The 19,650-nt window shown below is 69.5% G+C and carries 18 protein-coding genes; 3 read left to right on the top strand and 15 right to left on the bottom strand.

Annotation, left to right across the window (positions count from 1 at the left end; translation table 11 throughout):
* Position 1: 1 nt before the first annotated feature.
* The 12 genes from nuoL to J2X68_RS36125 are packed head-to-tail and all read right to left on the bottom strand — an operon-like array spanning position 2 to position 12,802.
* Positions 2-1,915 (bottom strand): NADH-quinone oxidoreductase subunit L, encoded by a 1,914-nt coding sequence (nuoL, locus tag J2X68_RS36180; protein ID WP_310436848.1) that lies wholly within the window; start codon positions 1,913-1,915, stop codon positions 2-4.
* Between the two features lie 15 nt (positions 1,916-1,930).
* Positions 1,931-2,230 carry an NADH-quinone oxidoreductase subunit NuoK gene (gene nuoK, locus J2X68_RS36175; RefSeq protein ID WP_020130147.1) on the bottom strand — a complete coding sequence of 100 codons (300 nt, stop codon included), beginning with the start codon at positions 2,228-2,230 and terminating at the stop codon, positions 1,931-1,933.
* Positions 2,227-3,069, bottom strand: coding sequence for an NADH-quinone oxidoreductase subunit J (locus tag J2X68_RS36170; protein WP_310436847.1), 843 nt, complete (start codon positions 3,067-3,069; stop codon positions 2,227-2,229). Before J2X68_RS36170 ends, nuoK begins: the two co-directional genes overlap by 4 nt.
* Positions 3,066-3,707 (bottom strand): NADH-quinone oxidoreductase subunit NuoI, encoded by a 642-nt coding sequence (gene nuoI, locus J2X68_RS36165; protein ID WP_310436846.1) that lies wholly within the window; start codon positions 3,705-3,707, stop codon positions 3,066-3,068. Before nuoI ends, J2X68_RS36170 begins: the two co-directional genes overlap by 4 nt.
* The gene (nuoH, locus tag J2X68_RS36160; protein WP_310436845.1) at positions 3,700-5,061 is read right to left on the bottom strand and encodes an NADH-quinone oxidoreductase subunit NuoH; all 1,362 of its coding nucleotides are present in this window, start codon (positions 5,059-5,061) and stop codon (positions 3,700-3,702) included. The genes nuoI and nuoH overlap by 8 nt, the downstream gene beginning before the upstream one ends.
* Positions 5,058-7,562 carry an NADH-quinone oxidoreductase subunit G gene (locus J2X68_RS36155; RefSeq protein ID WP_310436844.1) on the bottom strand — a complete coding sequence of 835 codons (2,505 nt, stop codon included), beginning with the start codon at positions 7,560-7,562 and terminating at the stop codon, positions 5,058-5,060. The genes nuoH and J2X68_RS36155 overlap by 4 nt, the downstream gene beginning before the upstream one ends.
* Positions 7,559-8,911 (bottom strand): NADH-quinone oxidoreductase subunit NuoF, encoded by a 1,353-nt coding sequence (nuoF, locus tag J2X68_RS36150; protein WP_310436843.1) that lies wholly within the window; start codon positions 8,909-8,911, stop codon positions 7,559-7,561. The genes J2X68_RS36155 and nuoF overlap by 4 nt, the downstream gene beginning before the upstream one ends.
* Positions 8,908-9,780 carry an NADH-quinone oxidoreductase subunit NuoE gene (gene nuoE, locus J2X68_RS36145; RefSeq protein ID WP_310436842.1) on the bottom strand — a complete coding sequence of 291 codons (873 nt, stop codon included), beginning with the start codon at positions 9,778-9,780 and terminating at the stop codon, positions 8,908-8,910. The genes nuoF and nuoE overlap by 4 nt, the downstream gene beginning before the upstream one ends.
* Positions 9,777-11,099 carry an NADH-quinone oxidoreductase subunit D gene (locus J2X68_RS36140; RefSeq protein WP_310436841.1) on the bottom strand — a complete coding sequence of 441 codons (1,323 nt, stop codon included), beginning with the start codon at positions 11,097-11,099 and terminating at the stop codon, positions 9,777-9,779. Before J2X68_RS36140 ends, nuoE begins: the two co-directional genes overlap by 4 nt.
* Positions 11,096-11,878, bottom strand: coding sequence for an NADH-quinone oxidoreductase subunit C (locus J2X68_RS36135; protein WP_310436840.1), 783 nt, complete (start codon positions 11,876-11,878; stop codon positions 11,096-11,098). Before J2X68_RS36135 ends, J2X68_RS36140 begins: the two co-directional genes overlap by 4 nt.
* Positions 11,875-12,429 (bottom strand): NADH-quinone oxidoreductase subunit B family protein, encoded by a 555-nt coding sequence (locus J2X68_RS36130; protein ID WP_057602796.1) that lies wholly within the window; start codon positions 12,427-12,429, stop codon positions 11,875-11,877. Before J2X68_RS36130 ends, J2X68_RS36135 begins: the two co-directional genes overlap by 4 nt.
* 13 nt (positions 12,430-12,442) lie before the next feature.
* A complete protein-coding gene (locus J2X68_RS36125; RefSeq protein ID WP_007383963.1) occupies positions 12,443-12,802 on the bottom strand; it encodes an NADH-quinone oxidoreductase subunit A in 360 nt (119 codons plus the stop codon).
* A 739-nt stretch (positions 12,803-13,541) separates the two neighbouring features.
* Here J2X68_RS36125 and J2X68_RS36120 point away from each other — a divergent pair.
* Positions 13,542-14,342 carry a C40 family peptidase gene (locus J2X68_RS36120; protein WP_310436839.1) on the top strand — a complete coding sequence of 267 codons (801 nt, stop codon included), beginning with the start codon at positions 13,542-13,544 and terminating at the stop codon, positions 14,340-14,342.
* A gap of 841 nt (positions 14,343-15,183) precedes the next feature.
* Here J2X68_RS36120 and J2X68_RS36115 read toward each other — a convergent pair.
* Positions 15,184-16,479 (bottom strand): geranylgeranyl reductase family protein, encoded by a 1,296-nt coding sequence (locus J2X68_RS36115; protein WP_310436838.1) that lies wholly within the window; start codon positions 16,477-16,479, stop codon positions 15,184-15,186.
* A 97-nt stretch (positions 16,480-16,576) separates the two neighbouring features.
* On the opposite strand from J2X68_RS36115, the gene J2X68_RS36110 reads away from it, so the two are divergent.
* Positions 16,577-17,083, top strand: a complete 507-nt coding sequence (locus tag J2X68_RS36110) for a GNAT family N-acetyltransferase (RefSeq protein WP_310436837.1) — start codon at positions 16,577-16,579, stop codon at positions 17,081-17,083.
* A gap of 155 nt (positions 17,084-17,238) precedes the next feature.
* A complete protein-coding gene (locus J2X68_RS36105) occupies positions 17,239-17,553 on the top strand; it encodes a PASTA domain-containing protein (RefSeq protein ID WP_310436836.1) in 315 nt (104 codons plus the stop codon).
* Positions 17,554-17,652: 99 nt separating this feature from the next.
* On the opposite strand, the gene J2X68_RS36100 is transcribed toward J2X68_RS36105, so the two are convergent.
* Together J2X68_RS36100 and J2X68_RS36095 are read right to left on the bottom strand one after the other, a co-directional pair.
* The gene (locus J2X68_RS36100) at positions 17,653-18,348 is read right to left on the bottom strand and encodes a demethylmenaquinone methyltransferase (protein WP_310436835.1); all 696 of its coding nucleotides are present in this window, start codon (positions 18,346-18,348) and stop codon (positions 17,653-17,655) included.
* Between the two features lie 32 nt (positions 18,349-18,380).
* Positions 18,381-19,532: an acyltransferase gene (locus tag J2X68_RS36095; protein WP_399041676.1), complete on the bottom strand. Its 1,152-nt coding sequence runs from the start codon at positions 19,530-19,532 to the stop codon at positions 18,381-18,383.
* Positions 19,533-19,650: the final 118 nt, after the last annotated feature.

Raw genomic sequence — 19,650 nt, 5'->3', positions numbered from 1 at the left:
ATCAGACCGCCCTCATCAGCAGGGTCGCGGCGACGAGGACCGCCGCACCGCCGAACATCGAAACCGCGTACGACCGCGCGAAGCCGTTCTGGAGCCGGCGCAGGCGCCCGGAGAGGCCGCCGACCGAGGCCGCCGTGCCGTTGACGACTCCGTCGACCAGGGTGTGGTCGACGTAGACCAGGGAGCGCGTGAGGTGCTCGCCGCCGCGGACCAGGACGACGTGGTTGAAGTCGTCCTGGAGGAGGTCGCGCCGGGCGGCCCGGGTGAGCAGCGACCCGCGCGGGGCGACGACCGGGACGGGGCGGCGGCCGTACTGGGCGTAGGCGATGGCCACGCCGATGACGAGCACCACCATGGTGGCGAGGGTGACCGTCAGGGCGCTGACCGGGGAGTCGCCGTGGCTGTGGCCCGTGACGGGCTCCAGCCAGTGCAGGAAGCGGTCGCCGATGCTGAAGAAGCCGCCGGCGAAGACCGATCCGAAGGCCAGCACGATCATCGGGATCGTCATCGACCTCGGCGACTCGTGCGGGTGCGGCTCATGCCCCTCGGCGTCGGGCTGCCAGCGCTTCTCGCCGAAGAACGTCATCAGCATCACGCGCGTCATGTAGTACGCGGTGATGGCCGCGCCGAGCAGGGCGCAACCGCCGAGGATCCAGCCCTCGGTGCCGCCCTTGGCGAACGCCGCCTCGATGATCTTGTCCTTGGAGAAGAAGCCGGACAGACCCGGGAAGCCGATGATCGCGAGGTAGCCGAGTCCGAAGGTGACGAAGGTGATCGGCATGTACGTGCGCAGGCCGCCGTACCTGCGCATGTCGACCTCGTCGTTCATGCCGTGCATGACCGAGCCCGCGCCGAGGAACAGCCCGGCCTTGAAGAAGCCGTGCGTCACCAGGTGCATGATCGCGAAGACGTAGCCGATGGGGCCGAGGCCCGCGGCCAGCACCATGTAGCCGATCTGCGACATGGTCGAACCGGCCAGCGCCTTCTTGATGTCGTCCTTCGCGCAACCGACGATCGCACCGAACAGCAGTGTGACGGCGCCGACGACGGTGACGACGAGCTGTGCGTCGGGCGCGCCGTTGAAGACGGCCGCCGAGCGGACGATCAGGTACACACCCGCCGTCACCATGGTCGCCGCGTGGATGAGGGCCGAGACCGGGGTCGGGCCCTCCATCGCGTCCCCGAGCCAGGACTGCAGCGGCACCTGGGCGGACTTGCCGCAGGCGGCCAGCAGCAGCATCAGGGCGATGGCGGTGAGCTTGCCCTCGCTCGCGTCACCCGCGATGCCGGGCTCGCCCTCCGACCCGAGCAGCGGACCGAAGGCGAAGGTCCCGAAGGTGGTGAACATCAGCATGATGGCGATCGACAGCCCGATGTCGCCGACGCGGTTGACCAGGAAGGCCTTCTTCGCGGCGGTGGCGGCGCTGGGCTTGTGCTGCCAGAAGCCGATGAGCAGGTAGGACGCGAGTCCGACGCCCTCCCAGCCGACGTACAGCAGCAGGTAGTTGTCGGCGAGGACGAGCAGCAGCATCGCCGCCAGGAACAGGTTCAGATAGCCGAAGAAGCGGCGCCGCCGCTCGTCGTGCTCCATGTACCCGACCGAGTACAGGTGGATCAGCGAGCCGACGCCCGTGATCAGCAGCACGAACGTCATCGACAACTGGTCCAGGCGGAAGGCCACGTCCGCCTGGAAGCCCTCGACCGGGATCCAGCTGAACAGGTGCTGGGTCAGCGTCCGGTCCTCGGCGTCCCTGCTCAGCAGGTCGCTGAAGAGGACGACACCGAACACGAAGGAGACGGACGACAGGAGCGTGCCGATCCAGTGGCCGACGGCGTCGAGCCGGCGGCCGCCGACCAGAAGGACGGCCGCTCCGAGCAGGGGCGCCGCGATCAGCAGCGCAATCAGGTTCTCCACGATTCTTCCGACCCCTTACAGCTTCATCAGGCTGGCGTCGTCGACCGAGGCCGAGTGGCGGGACCGGAACAGCGACACGATGATCGCGAGTCCGACCACGACCTCCGCGGCGGCGACGACCATCGTGAAGAAGGCGATGATCTGCCCGTCGAGATTGCCGTGCATCCGGGAGAAGGTGACGAACGCGAGGTTGCAGGCGTTGAGCATGAGCTCGATGCACATGAAGACGACGATCGCGTTGCGCCTGATCAGCACGCCTGTCGCACCGATCGTGAACAACAGGGCCGCGAGGTAGAGGTAGTTGACCGGGTTCACTTCGAAGCCTCCTCGGTCCGCTTCAGGTGGGGCGGCTCGATCGCGGCCCTGCCCAGGCGCTCCTCGGCGCGCTGCTCCAGGGCCTTCAGGTCGTTCAGCGCCTCGGTGGACACGTCCCGGACCTGGCCGCGCTCGCGCAGCGTCTTGCTGACCGTGAGCTCCGACGGGGTGCCGTCGGGCAGCAGACCCTGGACGTCCACGGCGTTGTGCCGCGCGTACACGCCCGGCGCGGGCAGCGGCGGTACGTGCTTGCCCTCACGGACACGCTGTTCGGCCAGCTCCCGCTGGGTCTTGGCCCGCTCGGTGCGCTCGCGGTGGGTGAGCACCATGGCGCCGACGGTCGCCGTGATGAGCAGGGCGCCGGTGATCTCGAAGGCGAAGACGTACTTGGTGAAGATGAGGGTGGCGAGGCCCTCGACGTTGCCGTTCGCGTTCGCCTCGGCGAGGCCGTCGAACTCCGTCAGGGAGGCGTTGGCGATGCCGGCGATCAGCAGGATGCCGAAGCCGAGGCCGCAGAAGAGGGCCAGCCAGCGCTGCCCCTTGATGGTCTCCTTCAGGGAGTCCGCCGCGGTCACACCGACGAGCATCACCACGAACAGGAACAGCATCATGATCGCGCCGGTGTACACGACGATCTGCACGATGCCCAGGAAATAGGCGCCGTTGGCGAGGTAGAACACCGCCAGGACGATCATGGTGCCGGCGAGGCACAGCGCGCTGTGCACGGACTTCTTCATGAAGACGGTGCACAGGGCGCCGATCACCGCGACGGTGCCGAGCACCCAGAACTGGAAGGCCTCGCCGGTCGAGGTGGAGTAGGCGGCGAGTTGCGCGCTCATCGGCCGACCACCTCCTCGGACGTCGGCTCGTCGGTGCCGGACGTGGAAGCGGCCTCCTGCGGCTTCTCGCCCTGGGAGACGGCCGCCTGCTGTTCCGTGCCGGGCGCCGCCTCCGTCACCAGACCCCGGTAGTAGTCCTGCTCGTCCGTACCCGGGTAGATCGCGTGGGGCGAGTCGACCATGCCCTCTTCGAGGCCGGCGAGCAGTTGTTCCTTGGTGTAGATCAGGTTGGCGCGGCTGGAGTCGGCGAGCTCGAACTCGTTGGTCATCGTCAACGCGCGCGTGGGGCACGCCTCGATGCACAGGCCGCACAGGATGCAGCGGGCGTAGTTGATCTGATAGACCCGCCCGTACCGCTCACCCGGGGAGTAGCGCTCCTCGTCGGTGTTGTCCGCGCCCTCCACATAGATGGCGTCGGCGGGGCAGGCCCAGGCGCACAGCTCGCAGCCGACGCACTTCTCCAGGCCGTCCGGATGGCGGTTGAGCTGGTGCCGTCCGTGGAACCGGGGAGCTGTGGTCTTCTCCTGCTCCGGGTACTGCTCGGTCAGCCGCTTCTTGAACATGGCCTTGAAGGTCACGGCGAAGCCGGCCACGGGGTTCTGGAAACCGGGCTTGGTCTCCTTGTGCTCCTCAGCCATCGGACGCCTCCTTTCCATCCTGCGATCCGTCACTCACAGTGTCCACTCCGCCACTGACAACGAGCTCCCGCTCGTGGTGCGGGCGGCGCCGGGGCACCGGCGGCAACTCCTGGCCGGGCAGCGGCGGCACGGGGAACCCGCCCGCCATCGGGTCGAAGCCGGCGGGCTCGGCGGGGGCCTGCGCATCCTTGCCCGCGTTGCGGAACATGTCCGCGATGAAGGACAGCAGCAACAGGACAAGGACGCCGCCGCAGACGTAGAGCGCGATCTCGGCGAAGTCGTAGTTCTCGTTGCGCAGGGTCCGCACGGTCGCGACGAGCATCAGCCACGCCACCGAGACGGGGATCAGGACCTTCCAGCCGAGCTTCATCAGCTGGTCGTAGCGGACGCGGGGAAGCGTGCCGCGCAGCCAGATGAAGAAGAACAGCAGCAGCTGCACCTTGACGACGAACCAGAGCATCGGCCACCAGCCGTGGTTCGCGCCCTCCCAGAAGGTGCTGATCGGCCAGGGAGCCCGCCAGCCGCCGAGGAAGAGCGTGGTCGCCACCGCCGAGACCGTCACCATGTTCACGTACTCGGCGAGCATGAACAGCGCGAACTTGATCGACGAGTACTCGGTGTTGAAACCGCCGACCAGGTCGCCCTCGGACTCCGGCATGTCGAAGGGGGCGCGGTTGGTCTCGCCGACCATCGTGACGACGTAGAGGATGAAGGAGACCGGCAGCAGCAGGATGTACCAGCGGTCCTGCTGCTGTTCGACGATCGTCGACGTCGACATCGACCCCGAGTAGAGGAACACCGAGGCGAACGCGGCACCCATCGCGATCTCGTAGGAGATCATCTGCGCGCAGGACCGCAGTCCGCCCAGCAGCGGATAGGTGGAGCCGGAACTCCAGCCCGCCAGGACGATGCCGTAGATGCCGATCGACGCGACGGCGAGGATGTAGAGCATCGCGATCGGCAGGTCGGTCAGCTGCATCGTGGTGCGCCGGCCGAAGATCGAGACCTCGTTGCCGGCCGGGCCGAAGGGGATCACCGCGATCGCCATGAAGGCCGGGATGGCCGCGACGATCGGCGCGAGGACGTACACCACCTTGTCCGCGCGCTTGACGATCAGGTCTTCCTTCAGCATGAGCTTGACGCCGTCGGCGAGGGACTGGAGCATCCCCCAGGGTCCGTGCCGGTTGGGGCCCACGCGGAGCTGCATCCAGGCGACGACCTTGCGTTCCCAGACGATGGAGAACAGCACGGTCACCATCAGGAAGGCGAAGCAGAAGACGGCCTTGACGACGACCAGCCACCAGGGGTCGTGGCCGAACATCGAGAGGTCTTCAGCGGCGAGGTACCGGCTCATGCCTCCACCTCCTCGGGGGCGTCGGCGACGAGCGTCGCCGGACCGATGCGGACAAGGGCGCCGGGTGTCGCCCCGCAGTCGGAGGCGACGCCCCCGCCCGTGGAGTTCAGCGGCAGCCAGACCACCCGATCGGGCATCTGCGTGATCAGCAGCGGGAGTTCGACGGCCCCCGCGGGGCCGGTCACCGCGAGGATGTCGCCGTCCTTGACGCCCACCTCGGCGGCCGTGGCAAGCGACACACGCGCGTGTGCGGCGTGCCGCGTCCCGGCGAGCGCCTCGTCCCCCTGCTGGAGGACGCCCTGGTCGAGCAGCAGGCGGTGTCCGGCGAGGACGGCCTCCCCCGCGGCGGGGCGGGGCAGCTGGGCGGCGGTCTCCAGGGACTCGGAGGCCCGAGGCCCGTCCCAGGAGCCGAGCCGGTCGAGCTCCGCGCGCGCGGTGCGCAGGTCCGGCAGGCCGAGGTGGACGTCCATGGCGTCGGCGAGCATCTGGAGCACGCGCGCGTCGGCGGGCGCCGGGCGGCGTGTCATCTGGTCGGGCTTCAGCGCCGCCTCGAAGAAACGGACCCGGCCTTCCCAGTTGAGGAAGGCGCCGGCCTTCTCGGCGACCGCGGCCACCGGGAGGACGACGTCGGCGTGCTCGGTGACCTCGCCGGGCCGCAGCTCCAGCGAGACGACGAAGCCGGCCTCGGCGAGCGCGGCACGCGCGCGTGCGGGGTCGGGCAGGTCAGCGATCTCGACGCCCGCGACGAGCAGCGCCTGCAGTTCGCCGGACGCGGCGGCCTCGACGATCTGCCCGGTGTCCCGGCCGTAGCGGTGCGGAAGTTCGGCGAGGCCCCAGGCCGCGGCGACCTCCTCACGCGCGCGGGGGTCGGTGGCCGGACGGCCGCCCGGCAGCAGCGACGGCAGCGCGCCCGCCTCGATCGCGCCGCGCTCGCCCGCCCGGCGGGGGATCCACACCAGCCGGGCGCCGGTCGCCGCGGCGGCCCGCACGGCGGCGGTGAGACCGCCTGCCACACCGGCCAGCCGCTCGCCGACGACGATCACGGCGCCTTCGGTGCGCAGCGCCTCGGCGGCCAGGGCGCCCGCGTCCTCCAGGCCGACGCGGCCCGCGAGCGCGTCCAGCCATTCGGTCTCGGTGCCCGGGGCGGCCGACAGCAGCGTGCCGCCCGCCTTCTCCAGGCCCCGGGTGACGTGAGTGGCCAGCGAGAACACCCGCTGTCCGTGCTTGCGCCAGGCCTTGCGCAGCCTCAGGAAGACGCCGGGCGCCTCCTCCTCCGACTCGAACCCGACCAGCAGGACGGCGGGCGCCTTCTCCAGGAAGGTGTACGTGACGCCCGTGCCGTCGAGGTCGCGGCCGCGGCCGGCGATGTGGGCGGCCAGGAAGTCGGCCTCCTCACTGCTGTGCACGCGTGCGCGGAAGTCGATGTCGTTGGTGTCGAGCGCCACGCGCGCGAACTTGCTGTACGCGTAGGCGTCCTCGATGGTGAGGCGGCCGCCGGTCAGGACACCGGTCCTGCCACGCGACGCCAGCAGGCCCTGGGCCGCGATCTGCAGCGCCTCCGGCCAGGAAGCCGGGACGAGGTTCCCCTCGGCGTCGCGCACCAGAGGCGTGTCGAGCCGGTCCCGCTGCTGCGGGTACCGGAACGCGAACCGCCCCTTGTCGCAGATCCACTCCTCGTTGACCTCGGGGTCGTTGGCGGCCAGCCGCCGCATGACCTTGCCGCGCCGGTGGTCGGTGCGCGTGGCGCAGCCGCCGGAGCAGTGCTCGCAGACCGAAGACGACGAGACGAGGTCGAAGGGCCGGGAGCGGAATCGGTACGCCGCCGAGGTCAGCGCGCCGACCGGGCAGATCTGGATGGTGTTTCCGGAGAAGTACGACTCGAAGGGGTCTCCCTCGCCGGTCCCCACCTGCTGGAGCGCGCCCCGCTCGATCAGCTCGATCATCGCGTCGCCCGCCACCTGGTTGGAGAACCGGGTGCAGCGTGCGCACAGCACGCACCGCTCACGGTCGAGCAGCACCTGCGTGGAGATCGGCAGGGGCTTCTCGTACGTCCGCTTCCTGCCCTCGAAGCGGGACTCGGCCTGGCCGTGCGACACGGCCTGGTTCTGCAGGGGGCACTCGCCGCCCTTGTCGCAGACCGGACAGTCCAGCGGGTGGTTGATGAGGAGCAGCTCCATCACACCGTGCTGCGCCTTCTCGGCCACCGGTGAGCTGAGCTGCGTCTTCACCACCATGCCGTCCGTGCACGTGATGGTGCAGGACGCCATCGGCTTGCGCTGGCCCTCGACCTCGACGATGCACTGCCGGCACGCGCCGACCGGATCGAGGAGGGGATGGTCGCAGAAGCGCGGGATCTCGATGCCGAGCTGCTCGGCGGCCCGGATGACCAGGGTGCCCTTGGGCACGCTGATCTCGGCGCCGTCGATCGTCAGCGAGACGAGATCCTCCGGCGGGACCGCCGCCTCGCCGCCTCCGGAGGGAGCGCTGGTGGTCACCGTCATGCGTTCACCTCCGTGTGCTTGTCCGCCCAGAGCGTCGACTTGGCCGGGTCGAACGGGCAGCCTCGGCCCGTGATGTGCTGCTCGTACTCCTCGCGGAAGTACTTGAGCGAGGAGAAGATCGGCGAGGCCGCGCCGTCGCCGAGGGCGCAGAAGGACTTGCCGTTGATGTTGTCGGCGATGTCGTTGAGCTTGTCGAGGTCGGAGAGGGCTCCCTTGCCGGCCTCGATGTCCCGCAGCAACTGCACCAGCCAGTAGGTCCCTTCACGGCACGGTGTGCACTTGCCGCAGGACTCGTGGGCGTAGAACTCGGTCCACCGGGTGACGGCCCGCACGACGCACGTCGTCTCGTCGAAGCACTGGAGTGCTTTGGTGCCGAGCATGGAACCCGCGGCGCCCACTCCTTCGTAGTCGAGAGGGACGTCGAGGTGCTCCTCGGTGAACATCGGCGTCGAGGAACCGCCCGGGGTCCAGAACTTGAGCCGGTGCCCGGGTCGCATGCCGCCGCTCATCTCGAGGAGCTGGCGGAGGGTGACGCCGAGCGGCGCCTCGTACTGGCCGGGGGCGGCGACATGGCCGCTGAGCGAGTAGAGCGTGAAGCCCGGGGACTTCTCGCTTCCCATCGACCGGAACCATTCTTTGCCGTTGTGCAGAATCGCGGGAACCGACGCGATCGATTCGACGTTGTTCACCACAGTCGGGCACGCATAGAGGCCCGCGACAGCAGGGAAAGGAGGGCGCAGCCGCGGTTGACCACGGCGGCCTTCGAGCGAGTCGAGCAGCGCGGTCTCCTCACCGCAGATGTACGCGCCGGCGCCGGCGTGCACGGTGAGTTCGAGGTCGAGTCCGCTGCCCAGGATGTTCTCGCCGAGGTAGCCCGCCGCGTAGGCCTCGCGCACGGCCTCGTGCAACCGGCGCAGAACGGGGACGACTTCACCCCGCAGATAGATGAAGGCATGAGACGACCTGATGGCGTAACACGCGATCACGATGCCCTCGATGAGGCTGTGCGGGTTCGCGAAGAGGAGCGGGATGTCCTTGCAGGTCCCGGGCTCCGATTCGTCGGCGTTGACAACTAGATAGTGCGGCTTTCCGTCACCCTGGGGAATGAACTGCCATTTCATTCCCGTCGGGAATCCCGCGCCGCCCCGCCCTCGCAGACCGGAGTCCTTGACGTAGGCGATCAGGTCGTCCGGCGACATGGCGAGCGCCTTGCGGAGACCCTCGTACCCCTCGTGCCTTCGGTAGACGTCCAGGCTCCAGGACCGGTCCTCGTCCCAGAAGGCCGACAGCACGGGTGCGAGCAGCTTCTCCGGGCTGCTGCCTTTCAACTCGGGTGCCAAGGTCATCACTCCCCCTCCTCGGCGGTAGGCCCTGCCGGGTGAGCTGGGTCGGAGGCCGACGTGTCCTGCGGCGCGTCGTGCGAACTCTGATGCTCCGCGGGCGACGGCCCGTGCACCGCCCGGTCCTGCGGCTCCTCGTGCGGCCCGCCGTCCCGCGGGTGGACCACGCGCGCGGGTGCGGTCTCTCCCCTTGCCAGGCGAAGACCCACCAGCGACGCCGGTCCCGCACTGCCGCTCGCCTCGACGGCCCCTTCCCGCTCGTCGGGGAAGCCGGCCAGGATCCGGGCGGTCTCCTTGAAGGTGCACAGCGGCGCACCGCGCGTCGGCGAGACGGTGTGACCGATCCGCAGGTCGTCCACCAGGCGCTTCGCGCTCTGCACGGTCTGGTTGTCGAAGAACTCCCAGTTGACCATCACGACCGGCGCGAAGTCACAGGCCGCGTTGCACTCGATGTGCTCCAGGGTGATCTTGCCGTCGTCGGTGGTCTCGCCGTTGCCGATGCCCAGGTGCTCCTGGAGCTCCTCGAAGATCGCGTCGCCGCCCATGACCGCGCACAGCGTGTTGGTGCACACGCCCACCTGGTAGTCGCCGCTGGGGCGGCGCCGGTACATGGTGTAGAAGGTGGCGACCGCGGTGACCTCGGCCGTGGTCAGCTTCAGCACGTCCGCGCAGAACTGCATCCCGGTGCGCGTGACGTGTCCCTCCTCCGACTGCACGAGATGCAGCAACGGCAGGAGCGCGGACCGGGAGTCGGGATAGCGGGCGATGATCTCGCGCGCGTCCGCCTCCAGCCGGGCCCGGACGTCGTCCGGGTAGGCGGGCGCGGGCAGTTCGGGCATACCCAGGCTGACGCCCCGCTCGGAAGAAGAGGTGGTCACCGGTCGACGCCTCCCATAACGGGGTCGATGGAGGCGACGGCGACGATGACGTCGGCGACCTGGCCGCCCTCGCACATCGCTGCCATGGCCTGAAGGTTGGTGAAGGACGGGTCCCGGAAGTGGACCCGGTAGGGGCGGGTGCCTCCGTCGGAGACGGCGTGCACCCCGAGTTCGCCCTTGGGTGACTCGACGGCCGCGTACGCCTGTCCCGGCGGTACGCGGAAGCCCTCGGTCACCAGCTTGAAGTGGTGGATCAGGGCTTCCATGGAGGTGCCCATGATCTTCTTGATGTGGTCCAGGGAGTTGCCGAGGCCGTCGGGGCCCAGGGCGAGCTGGGCGGGCCAGGCGATCTTCCGGTCGGCGACCATGACGGGGCCGGGCTGGAGCCGGTCCAGACACTGCTCGACGATCCGCAGGGACTGGCGCATCTCCTCCAGGCGGACCAGGAAGCGGCCGTAGGAGTCGCAGGAGTCGGCGGTCGGGACGTCGAAGTCGTAGGTCTCGTAGCCGCAGTACGGCTGCGCCTTGCGCAGGTCGTGCGGGAGGCCGGTGGACCGCAGGATCGGGCCGGTGGCGCCGAGGGCCATGCAGCCGGCCAGGTCGAGATAGCCGACGTCCTGCATACGGGCCTTGAAGATGGGGTTCCCGGTGGCGAGCTTGTCGTACTCGGGGAGGTTCTTCTTCATCTTCTTCACGAACTCGCGGATCTGGTCCACCGCGCCGGGCGGCAGGTCCTGGGCGAGTCCGCCGGGGCGGATGTACGCGTGGTTCATCCGCAGGCCCGTGATGAGCTCGTAGATGTCGAGAATCATTTCACGATCACGGAATCCGTAGATCATGATCGTGGTGGCGCCGAGTTCCATGCCGCCGGTGGCGATGCACACCAGGTGGGAGGACATCCGGTTCAGCTCCATCAGGAGCACCCGGATGATCTTGGCTCGCTCGGTGATCTGGTCCTCGACGCCGAGGAGCTTCTCGACGGCGAGACAGTAGGCGGTCTCGTTGAAGAAGGACGTCAGGTAGTCCATGCGCGTCACGAACGTGGTGCCCTGCGTCCACGTGCGGTACTCGAGGTTCTTCTCGATGCCGGTGTGGAGGTAGCCGATGCCGCAGCGGGCCTCGGTGACCGTCTCGCCCTCGATCTCCAGGATCAGGCGGAGCACCCCATGGGTGGAGGGGTGCTGGGGACCCATGTTGACGATGATGCGCTCGTCGTCGGCGCGGGTCGCGGACTGGACGACCTCGTCCCAGTCGCCACCGGTGACCGTATATACGGTGCCCTCGGTGGTCTCACGGGCGGATGCTGACTGCGTGCTCATGAGTACGACCTCCGCTGGTCCGGAGCCGGGATCTGGGCGCCCTTGTACTCGACGGGGATGCCGCCGAGGGGGTAGTCCTTGCGCTGCGGATGGCCCTGCCAGTCGTCCGGCATCATGATCCGCGTCAGGGCCGGGTGACCGTCGAAGACGATCCCGAAGAAGTCGTAGGTCTCGCGCTCGTGCCAGTCGTTCGTGGGATACACGGAGACCAGGGACGGGATGTGCGGGTCGGCGTCCGGGGCGCTGACCTCCAGCCGGATCAACCGGTTGTGGGTGATCGAGCGCAGGTGGTAGACGGCGTGCAGCTCCCGCCCCTGGTCGTTCGGGTAGTGCACGGCGCTGACGCCGGTGCAGAGCTCGAAGCGCAGGGCCGGGTCGTCGCGCAGGGTGCGGGCGACCCGGAGCAGGTGCTCGCGCTCGATGTGGAACGTGAGCTCCTCGCGGTCGACGACCGTCCTCTCGATCGCGTTGGCGGGGAGCAGGCCCTGCTCCTCCAACGCGCCCTCGAGCTCGTCGGCGACCTCGTCGAACCACCCGCCGTAGGGCCGGCTCGCCGCCCCCGGGAGCCGGACGGAGCGGACCAGGCCGCCGTAGCCGGAGGTGTCGCCGCCGTTGTTCGCGCCGAACATGCCGCGCTGGACGCGGACCTCCTCACCGCCCTGGCCGCGCTGACCGGGGAGGTTGGAGGCGGAGAGATCCTTCTCGGGGTTCACTCCGTTCGACCCGTCGGCCCCCTTCGAGGAGCCGTTCGCGCCATGGGTGCCGTTCGCGTCGCTCACCGCAGCAGCCCCTTCATCTCGATCATGGGCAGGGCCTTGAGCGCCGCTTCCTCCGCCTCGCGGGCCGCCTCCTCGGCGTTCACGCCGAGCTTGCTGTTCTGGATCTTGTGGTGGAGCTTGAGGATCGCGTCCATGAGCATCTCGGGGCGCGGCGGGCAGCCCGGGAGATAGATGTCGACGGGCACGATGTGGTCGACGCCCTGGACGATCGCGTAGTTGTTGAACATGCCGCCGGAGGAGGCGCACACGCCCATGGAGATGACCCACTTGGGGTTCGGCATCTGGTCGTAGACCTGCCGGAGCACCGGCGCCATCTTCTGGCTCACCCGGCCGGCGACGATCATCAGGTCCGCCTGGCGGGGCGAACCCCGGAAGACCTCCATACCGAAGCGCGCCAGGTCGTAGCGGCCTGCGCCGGTGGTCATCATCTCGATGGCACAGCAGGCGAGGCCGAACGTGGCGGGGAAGACGGACGCCTTGCGCACCCAGCCCGCGGCCTGCTCGACGGTGGTCAGCAGGAATCCGCTCGGCAGCTTTTCTTCGAGTCCCATGGCTAAAGGCCCCTCAGTCCCATTCCAGGCCGCCGCGCCGCCATACGTACGCGTACGCGACGAAGACGGTGAGCACGAAGAGCAACATCTCCACGAGCCCGAAAACACCCAGGGCGTCGAAGGTGACGGCCCAGGGGTAGAGGAAGACGATCTCGATGTCGAAGACGATGAAGAGCATCGCCGTCAGGTAGTACTTGATGGGGAAGCGCCCGCCGCCGGCCGGCGTGGGGGTCGGCTCGATACCGCACTCATAGGCCTCGAGCTTGGCGCGGTTGTACCGCTTCGGACCGATCAGCGTGGCCATGACCACGGAGAAGATCGCAAAGCCTGCCCCGAGGGCTCCCAGTACGAGGATGGGCGCATACGCGTTCACCGCTCCTCGCTCCTCTCAGTCGGCACTGACTGCTGGCGATGACGTCGGACTCAGCGGCCCCAGGTACCGCGAACCCCGCCCGTCCCGGCGAAGATCGCGAACATGTGAAGCAGGTCACAAGCCCAACTGCTCCGCATCTTATGCCCGCCGCTCTGTGATCTGCGACACGGGGTATTACACAAGCTTTGTGATCTCCACCACCTGACGAAGGATCATGAAGTCATATCGACAGTGATCTTCATACGTGAAGCGTCAGAGTGATCACAAGAAGTGACATTTGCGCTCGTCACCGCAGGAATCGCGGGTCGTCTCCATATCAAGAGGCTTCCCTTGCATGCAAATTGGTGATGGACGCGGTGCCCTGATAGAGGCACGCGTTCACACATCAGGGGGAGGCGGAGCCGGGGTGTGGACGCGTGTACGCGTTCACAAGCGGAGCCGATCGCGCCGGACGCGCGGGACGCGGCCGTTCCGGTAATCGTTCCGTGACCTCCGCCACATCCGTGAGGGGCGCTTAAGAACCGGGCTTGGCCAACGGTCTCAACCGGTGGTAGGTGGCGGGCAATCCGGGCGTATCGACGAAAGTCCATGATCACAGGCTTGATCACCTGCGTCCGCAATGTCCGTTACGGCGTCAATAAAGAACCCAGGGCGGGGAATTTGAGGCACCCATTGAACAACTGTGGCGCAGCACACGTTTCTTGAAGGTATGGAGGAGCCCCTGATACCGGTTGTACCCATGTCCCACACCGCTCACATACGCAGCCACCGGAAACCCCGCCGCAGCGCGTCGACGATCGCGATGCGGGCCGGAGTCGCCAGTGGTGTCCTCGGCACGCTGGCCGTCGCCACAGCAGCTGGCTCGGCCAACGCCGCCGAGCCGGTGACGCAGACGCTCGAACTGCCCGTCCTCACGGGCGACCTGGCCGCTCAGGTCGCGCAGTCCGCTCAGGCCACGCAGCAGGCCGCGGCGAACTACCAGCTTCAGGCAGAGCGCGACGCGGCAGCCACCGCAGCCGCCAAGGAGGCCAAGAAGGACCTCGCCGACGCCAAGGCCGAGGCGAAGAAGAAGGCCGAGGCCGCGCGCAAGGCCGCCGCCGAGCGCGCCACGCGCGCCGCCGAACGGACCACGCTCACCTCGACGTCGGCCAGCAGCTCCGACAGCACGAGCAGCTCCACGGCGACCGGTTCGGCCGCGGCCGTCATCGCCTTCGTGAAGGCGCAGATCGGCGACGCGTACGTCTCCGGCGGGACCGGCCCGAACTCGTGGGACTGCTCGGGTCTCATGCAGACCGCCTTCAAGCAGGTCGGCGTCGACCTGCCGCGCGTCTCCCAGGACCAGTCGACCTTCGGCACCCAGGTGTCGCTGGACAACCTGCTGCCGGGCGACATCCTCTACTGGGGAAGCGCCGGCAGCGCGTACCACGTGGCGGTGTACGTCGGCGACGGCATGTTCGTCGGCGCGCAGAACCCGTCCACCGGTGTGGCCGAGAAGCCGATGTCGTACGACCCGCCGACCGGCGCGGTACGGGTGCTCTGACACCCACGGGCGCCCGTGAGGGCGCCCCATGCACGCAAGGGCCGCAGCCGCTCGGGGGCAGCGGCCCTTCGAGCACTCCCGGCGCGCGCGGCCTCTGCGCACAGAGCCGCGCGGCCGGTTCACGCAGCCGCGTGGGCGGTTCGCTCGGTCGCGCCGTCGGTCGACGCGGCCGCGCAGCGCGTCGGCGTGGTCGCCCGCTCTGCCCGAGCGGCCGATGTGTGCGGTTCCGTGCTCGCCCTCGCCGCTCCCCGACCCTCATGGGGTCCGGCAGTCGCCTCCAGAGCGCGCGTAGCGGCCCAGGGCGGCCTCCAAGACACCCGGGCGCACCAGCCCGGTCCGGTGACGCGCACGGGCGCGCCGGGCGGTCTCCCGGCCGCGTCCGCCGCTCTCCGTGTCGCGTGCGGGCCCGAGGCGGCGCCACTTCGGGCAGGATGTCCCGACATGTCGGACACACCGTCAGCCCGGCGCCGTACCGGCTCGATCCGGGTCGTCGAAGGCGTACCGGCGGCTTCCCGGTCGGGGACGGCGGTCCGGCGACTCCTCGGCGATCAGGGTGTCCGGGCCCTGGCGGGGGCAGGCCGACGGGCGGCGGCCCGGCGGGAAGAGACGGGCGGCGGCCCGGCGGGAAGAGGCCTTCGCGCCGGGCCGCCGATTCGGTGCCCGGTTCTGCGCCCGGGTTGCATGGCCCGGGTTCCGGCTCCCGGGTTCCCTTGCCCGGGTTCCGGCTCCCGGGTTCCCTTGCCCGGGTTCGGCGCCCGGTTCCGTGCCCGGGCGGGGTGTCCGGGGTCCGCGGCCGGGGGCCGTGGTGCTGTGTCCCGGGTCCGGACCGGGTCGGTGGTGGTCAGGCCTTCGGGGCCACCTTGCTCAGGCCGTTGATGATGCGGTCCATCGCGTCGCCGCCCGTGGGATCCGTCAGGTTGGCGAGCATCTTCAGGGTGAACTTCATCAGCAGGGGGTGGGTCAGACCGCGCTGGGTCGCGATCTTCATGACCTTCGGGTTGCCGATGAGCTTCACGAAGGCGCGGCCCAGCGTGTAGTAGCCGCCGTAGGTGTCCGCGAGGACCTGCGGGTAGCGCTGCAGGGCCAGTTCACGCTGGGCCGGGGTGGCGCGGGCGTGGGCCTGCACGATGACGTCGGCCACGATCTGGCCGGACTCCATGGCGTAGGCGATGCCCTCGCCGTTGAAGGGGTTCACCAGGCCGCCGGCGTCGCCGACCAGCAGCAGGCCCTTGGTGTAGTGGGGCTTGCGGTTGAAGGCCATGGGAAGGGCGGCGCCGCGGATCGGGCCGGTCATGTTTTCGGGGGTGTATCCCCAGTCCTCCGGCATGGACGCGCACCAGGCCTTGAGGACCTCGCGCCAGTCGAGCTCCTTGAAGGAGTCGGAGGTGTTCAGCACGCCCAGGCCGACGTTCGACGTCCCGTCGCCCATGCCGAAGATCCAGCCGTAGCCGGGCAGCAGGCGGTCCTCGCCCGGGCCCCGGCGGTCCCACAGTTCCAGCCAGGACTCCAGGTAGTCGTCCTCGTGGCGCGGGGAGGTGAAGTAGGTGCGGACCGCGACGCCCATCGGGCGGTCCTCCCGGCGGTGCAGACCCATCGCCAGCGAGAGCCGGCTGGAGTTTCCGTCGGCGGCCACCACGAGCGGGGCGCGGAAAGTGACTTCGCGCTTCTCCTCGCCGAGCTTGGCGTGCACGCCGACGATGCGGCCGGTGCGGTCGTCGACGATCGGGGCACCGACGTTGCAGCGCTCGTAGAGACGGGCGCCCGCCTTCTGGGCCTGGCGGGCGAGCTGCTCGTCGAAGTCGTCACGCTTGCGGACGAGCCCGTAGTCGGGGAAGGAGGCGAGATCCGGCCAGTCCAGCTGGAGGCGGACCCCGCCGCCGATGATGCGCAGGCCCTTGTTGCGCAGCCAGCCGGCCTCCTCGGAGATGTCGATGCCCATGGCCACGAGCTGCTTCGTGGCTCGCGGGGTGAGGCCGTCACCGCAGACCTTCTCGCGCGGGAACTCGGTCTTCTCCAGGAGGAGTACGTCGAGTCCGGCCTTGGCGAGGTAGTACGCGGTCGTGGAGCCGCTCGGCCCCGCGCCGACGACGATCACATCGGCGGTGTTTTCGGAGAGGGGCTCGTTCACGACGGTCACGGCGGGATCTCCCCAAGTTCGGAATCTTCGTGCCGACCGGCACTGGACATGGGCAGTCTATTCAGCAGAATTGATCACCCGGCTGAAGGGCTGCCCCGTGAACCGAGCTCTCCCCGTAGTACGGCTGCGTGTCCCCACGGACGAGGACGCGGTCGCCTGGCACCGGGTGTTCGACGACCCGGACGTGATGGAGTTCCACGGCGGCAGGTCCGCGGAGCTGTCCGCCTACGAGGAGCTCACCGCCCGCCAGCGCCGGCACGACGCCGAGCACGGCTTCTGTCTGTGGACGATGCTGGACCGGGACGACCGGGTCATCGGGTTCACGGGCGCTCAGCCGTGGCCGCAGGAGTGGGGACCCAAGGGCGAGATCGAGATCGGGTGGCGGCTCGGACGCGAGCACTGGGGCAAGGGGTACGTGACGGCGGCCGCGCAGATGACGCTGGAACGGGTGCGGGCGGCCGGGGTGCCCGGGGTGGTGGCCATGGTCGACGCGCGCAACGCGCGGTCCATCGCCGTCACGGAGCGGCTGGGCATGCGGCTCGCGGAGGTCTTCACGACGCCGGAGCCGAAGCGGGAGGGGCGCTGCTACCGCCTCGCGTGGTGACGGGCGGGAGCCGCCGCCGGACCCGCATGCGGTGACCCTCCGTAGTCGTTGGCTACAGAAAGACACACATCCCTTCCGGACGGCACCCCCGGGCGGTTACTCTTCCAGTACCGCTGGGGGTGACATTTGTGCTGATACCACCCAAAACACCCGACGTGCGCGTGCCGAGACTCGTCGGGCTGATGGCCGTCGACGCGCGCGAGGCGGCCATGGCGCACGGCGTGCTGCTGGCCGCACCGGACCGCCCCGAGTTCCACCGCGCGGTCGTGGACTACGTCGTACGTCAGTACCCGCCACCGGGCGCCGAGGTGCCGCGCGGCGCCGTCGTCACCGTGTGGTTCGAGTTCGGCGAAGGAGAGGGCGGCGGGGGCGCGGGCGTGCGCGAGCCCCGGGTGCCCGCACCGGGCGGAGGCGGTCTGCAGCGCGAGCTGGACGGGCCCCGCCATCCCTTCGAGGCGATCACCGGCTGACGGCGGGCCGACCGGCCCGAGCCGCGCCGGAGGTCCGGGTCGGGGGGCCGGCCGGGTAGGGGTTCGAGTCGCGGGTCCGGGTCGGGTGCGGTCCGTGCGTCAGGCTTCCTTGAAGCCCCGGTGCAGGGTCACCACGCCGCCCGTCAGGTTGCGCCAGGCGACCTTCGACCAGCCGGCCTTGCGCAGGTGCTCGGCGAGGGCGGGCTGGTCGGGCCAGGCGCGGATGGACTCGGCGAGGTAGACGTAGGCGTCCGGGTTGGAGGAGACCGTACGGGCGACCGGGGGCAGCGCGCGCATCAGGTACTCGGTGTAGACGGTCCGGAAGGGCGCCCAGGTCGGGTGCGAGAACTCGCAGATCACGACGCGACCGCCGGGCCGGGTCACCCGGTACATCTCGCGCAGGGCCGCGTCGAAATCCTGCACGTTGCGCAGGCCGAAGGAGATGGTGACGGCGTCGAAGACGTCGTCCTTGAAGGGCAGTCGGGTGGCGTCCCCGGCGGTGAACGGCAGCCAGGCGTGGTTCTTCTTCCCGACCTGGAGCATGCCGAGGGAGAAGTCGCACGGGACGACGTACGCGCCGGTCCGCGCGAAGGGGAGGGAGGAGGTCGCCGTACCCGCCGCGAGGTCCAGGACCTTCTGGGCGGGGCGGGCGTCGACCGCCTTCGCGACCTCCTTGCGCCACCTCCGGTCCTGGCCGAGCGACAGGACGTCGTTGGTCAGGTCGTACCGTTCCGCCACGCGGTCGAACATCGAGGCGACTTCGTGGGGCTGCTTGTTCAGGGAAGCACGGGTCACCCGCCCATTGTGGCAGCCCCCTCCTCACCGGCTCACGGCAGGAGCCTCGGCTTCTTCCGTGCCGCGACGTCCTCGACCCACCCGCAGAGCAGCACGAACAGGACGATCAGCAGCCAGCCCACGCCGAACATGAACCACTGGCTCTCCAGCGGCAGGTACTTCTCGAAGGCGGGGATGTCCCAGAACCGGTCGATCAGCGGCACGGCCAGGATCAGGGCGATCTCGTGCCAGAGGTAGATCGTCACCGCGCGCGCGTTGAAGACGCCGACGATCCGGTTCGTGCGCCGGAAGCGGGTGAGCCAGGCGAAGTCGATCCCGAAGCAGGCCTTCGCCCACATCAGCAGCATGACGAAGCCCGCCGACCAGAACGCCTGCGCGAGGGGGTCCTCGTCGAGGTCGTAGGTGCCGAACTCGGCCTGGTGCGTGACGGCGTACCAGCCGCCGAACCCGATCGCGGCGAGCGACACCACGACCACCAGGGCCGGCTTCATGCGCTGGAGGACGCCGTCGCGGTGCGCGAAGCCGAGCATCCAGCAGAAGAGGTACGTCGACAGGTCCCACATCGCGGTGCCGACACGGTTGTCCGGGCCCGCCCACACGAAGGTGAGCACCAGGATCGGCGCGAGGGAGAGCGCGAGCACGGGGACCGGGGCCAGCCGGAACAGCCGCAGCAGGAGCGGGGAGAGCAGGACGAACCAGAGGTACGTCCGCAGGTACCAGAGGATCTCCCAGGCCTGCTGGCCCCAGGCGTTGCCCGGCGGGTCGCCCAGGGGCACGATCCAGTAGACGATCTCCCAGTTCGGCAGCCAGCCGTGGACCAGCATCGCCAGGACGACGAAGACGCCCCAGAACCAGAAGGGAGGGAGGAGCCGGCGGAGGCGGCTCTTCACCACCTTCGGCGCCGGACGTTCCAGGGACTTCGCCATCAGGGTGCCGGCCAGGCCGAACATGATCCCCATGGACGGGAAGACCATGCCCGCCCAGGCCCAGCCGAAGGCGTGGTAGGCCACGACCCGGACGAGAGCCAGGGCGCGGAGCGTGTCGAAGTAGCGGTCGCGCTGGGGAGCGGCGGGCTCGGACGGGGGCGCGGACTCCTCCGTCACCTCCTCGGCGACCGCCGCCCGGGCGTCCTGCCCCCGGACGGGTTCCGGGTCCGGTTCCGGGTCCGCGTCCACCGCCGGCAGGGGGGCCGTCTCGTCGACGGCGACACCCTGGCCGTACTCCGCGTTCCGGGCGTGGTCCGCGCTCTGCCCGTACGCACCGGCCTGCCCGTGAGCGCCGGTCCGCCCGTAGTCGGCGCTC

The sequence above is a fragment of the Streptomyces sp. 3330 genome, from assembly GCF_031456635.1.
GTDB lineage: Bacteria > Actinomycetota > Actinomycetes > Streptomycetales > Streptomycetaceae > Streptomyces.
The sequence above is the reverse complement of the archived record's forward strand: the minus strand, read 5'-3'. Positions and strand labels throughout refer to the sequence as shown.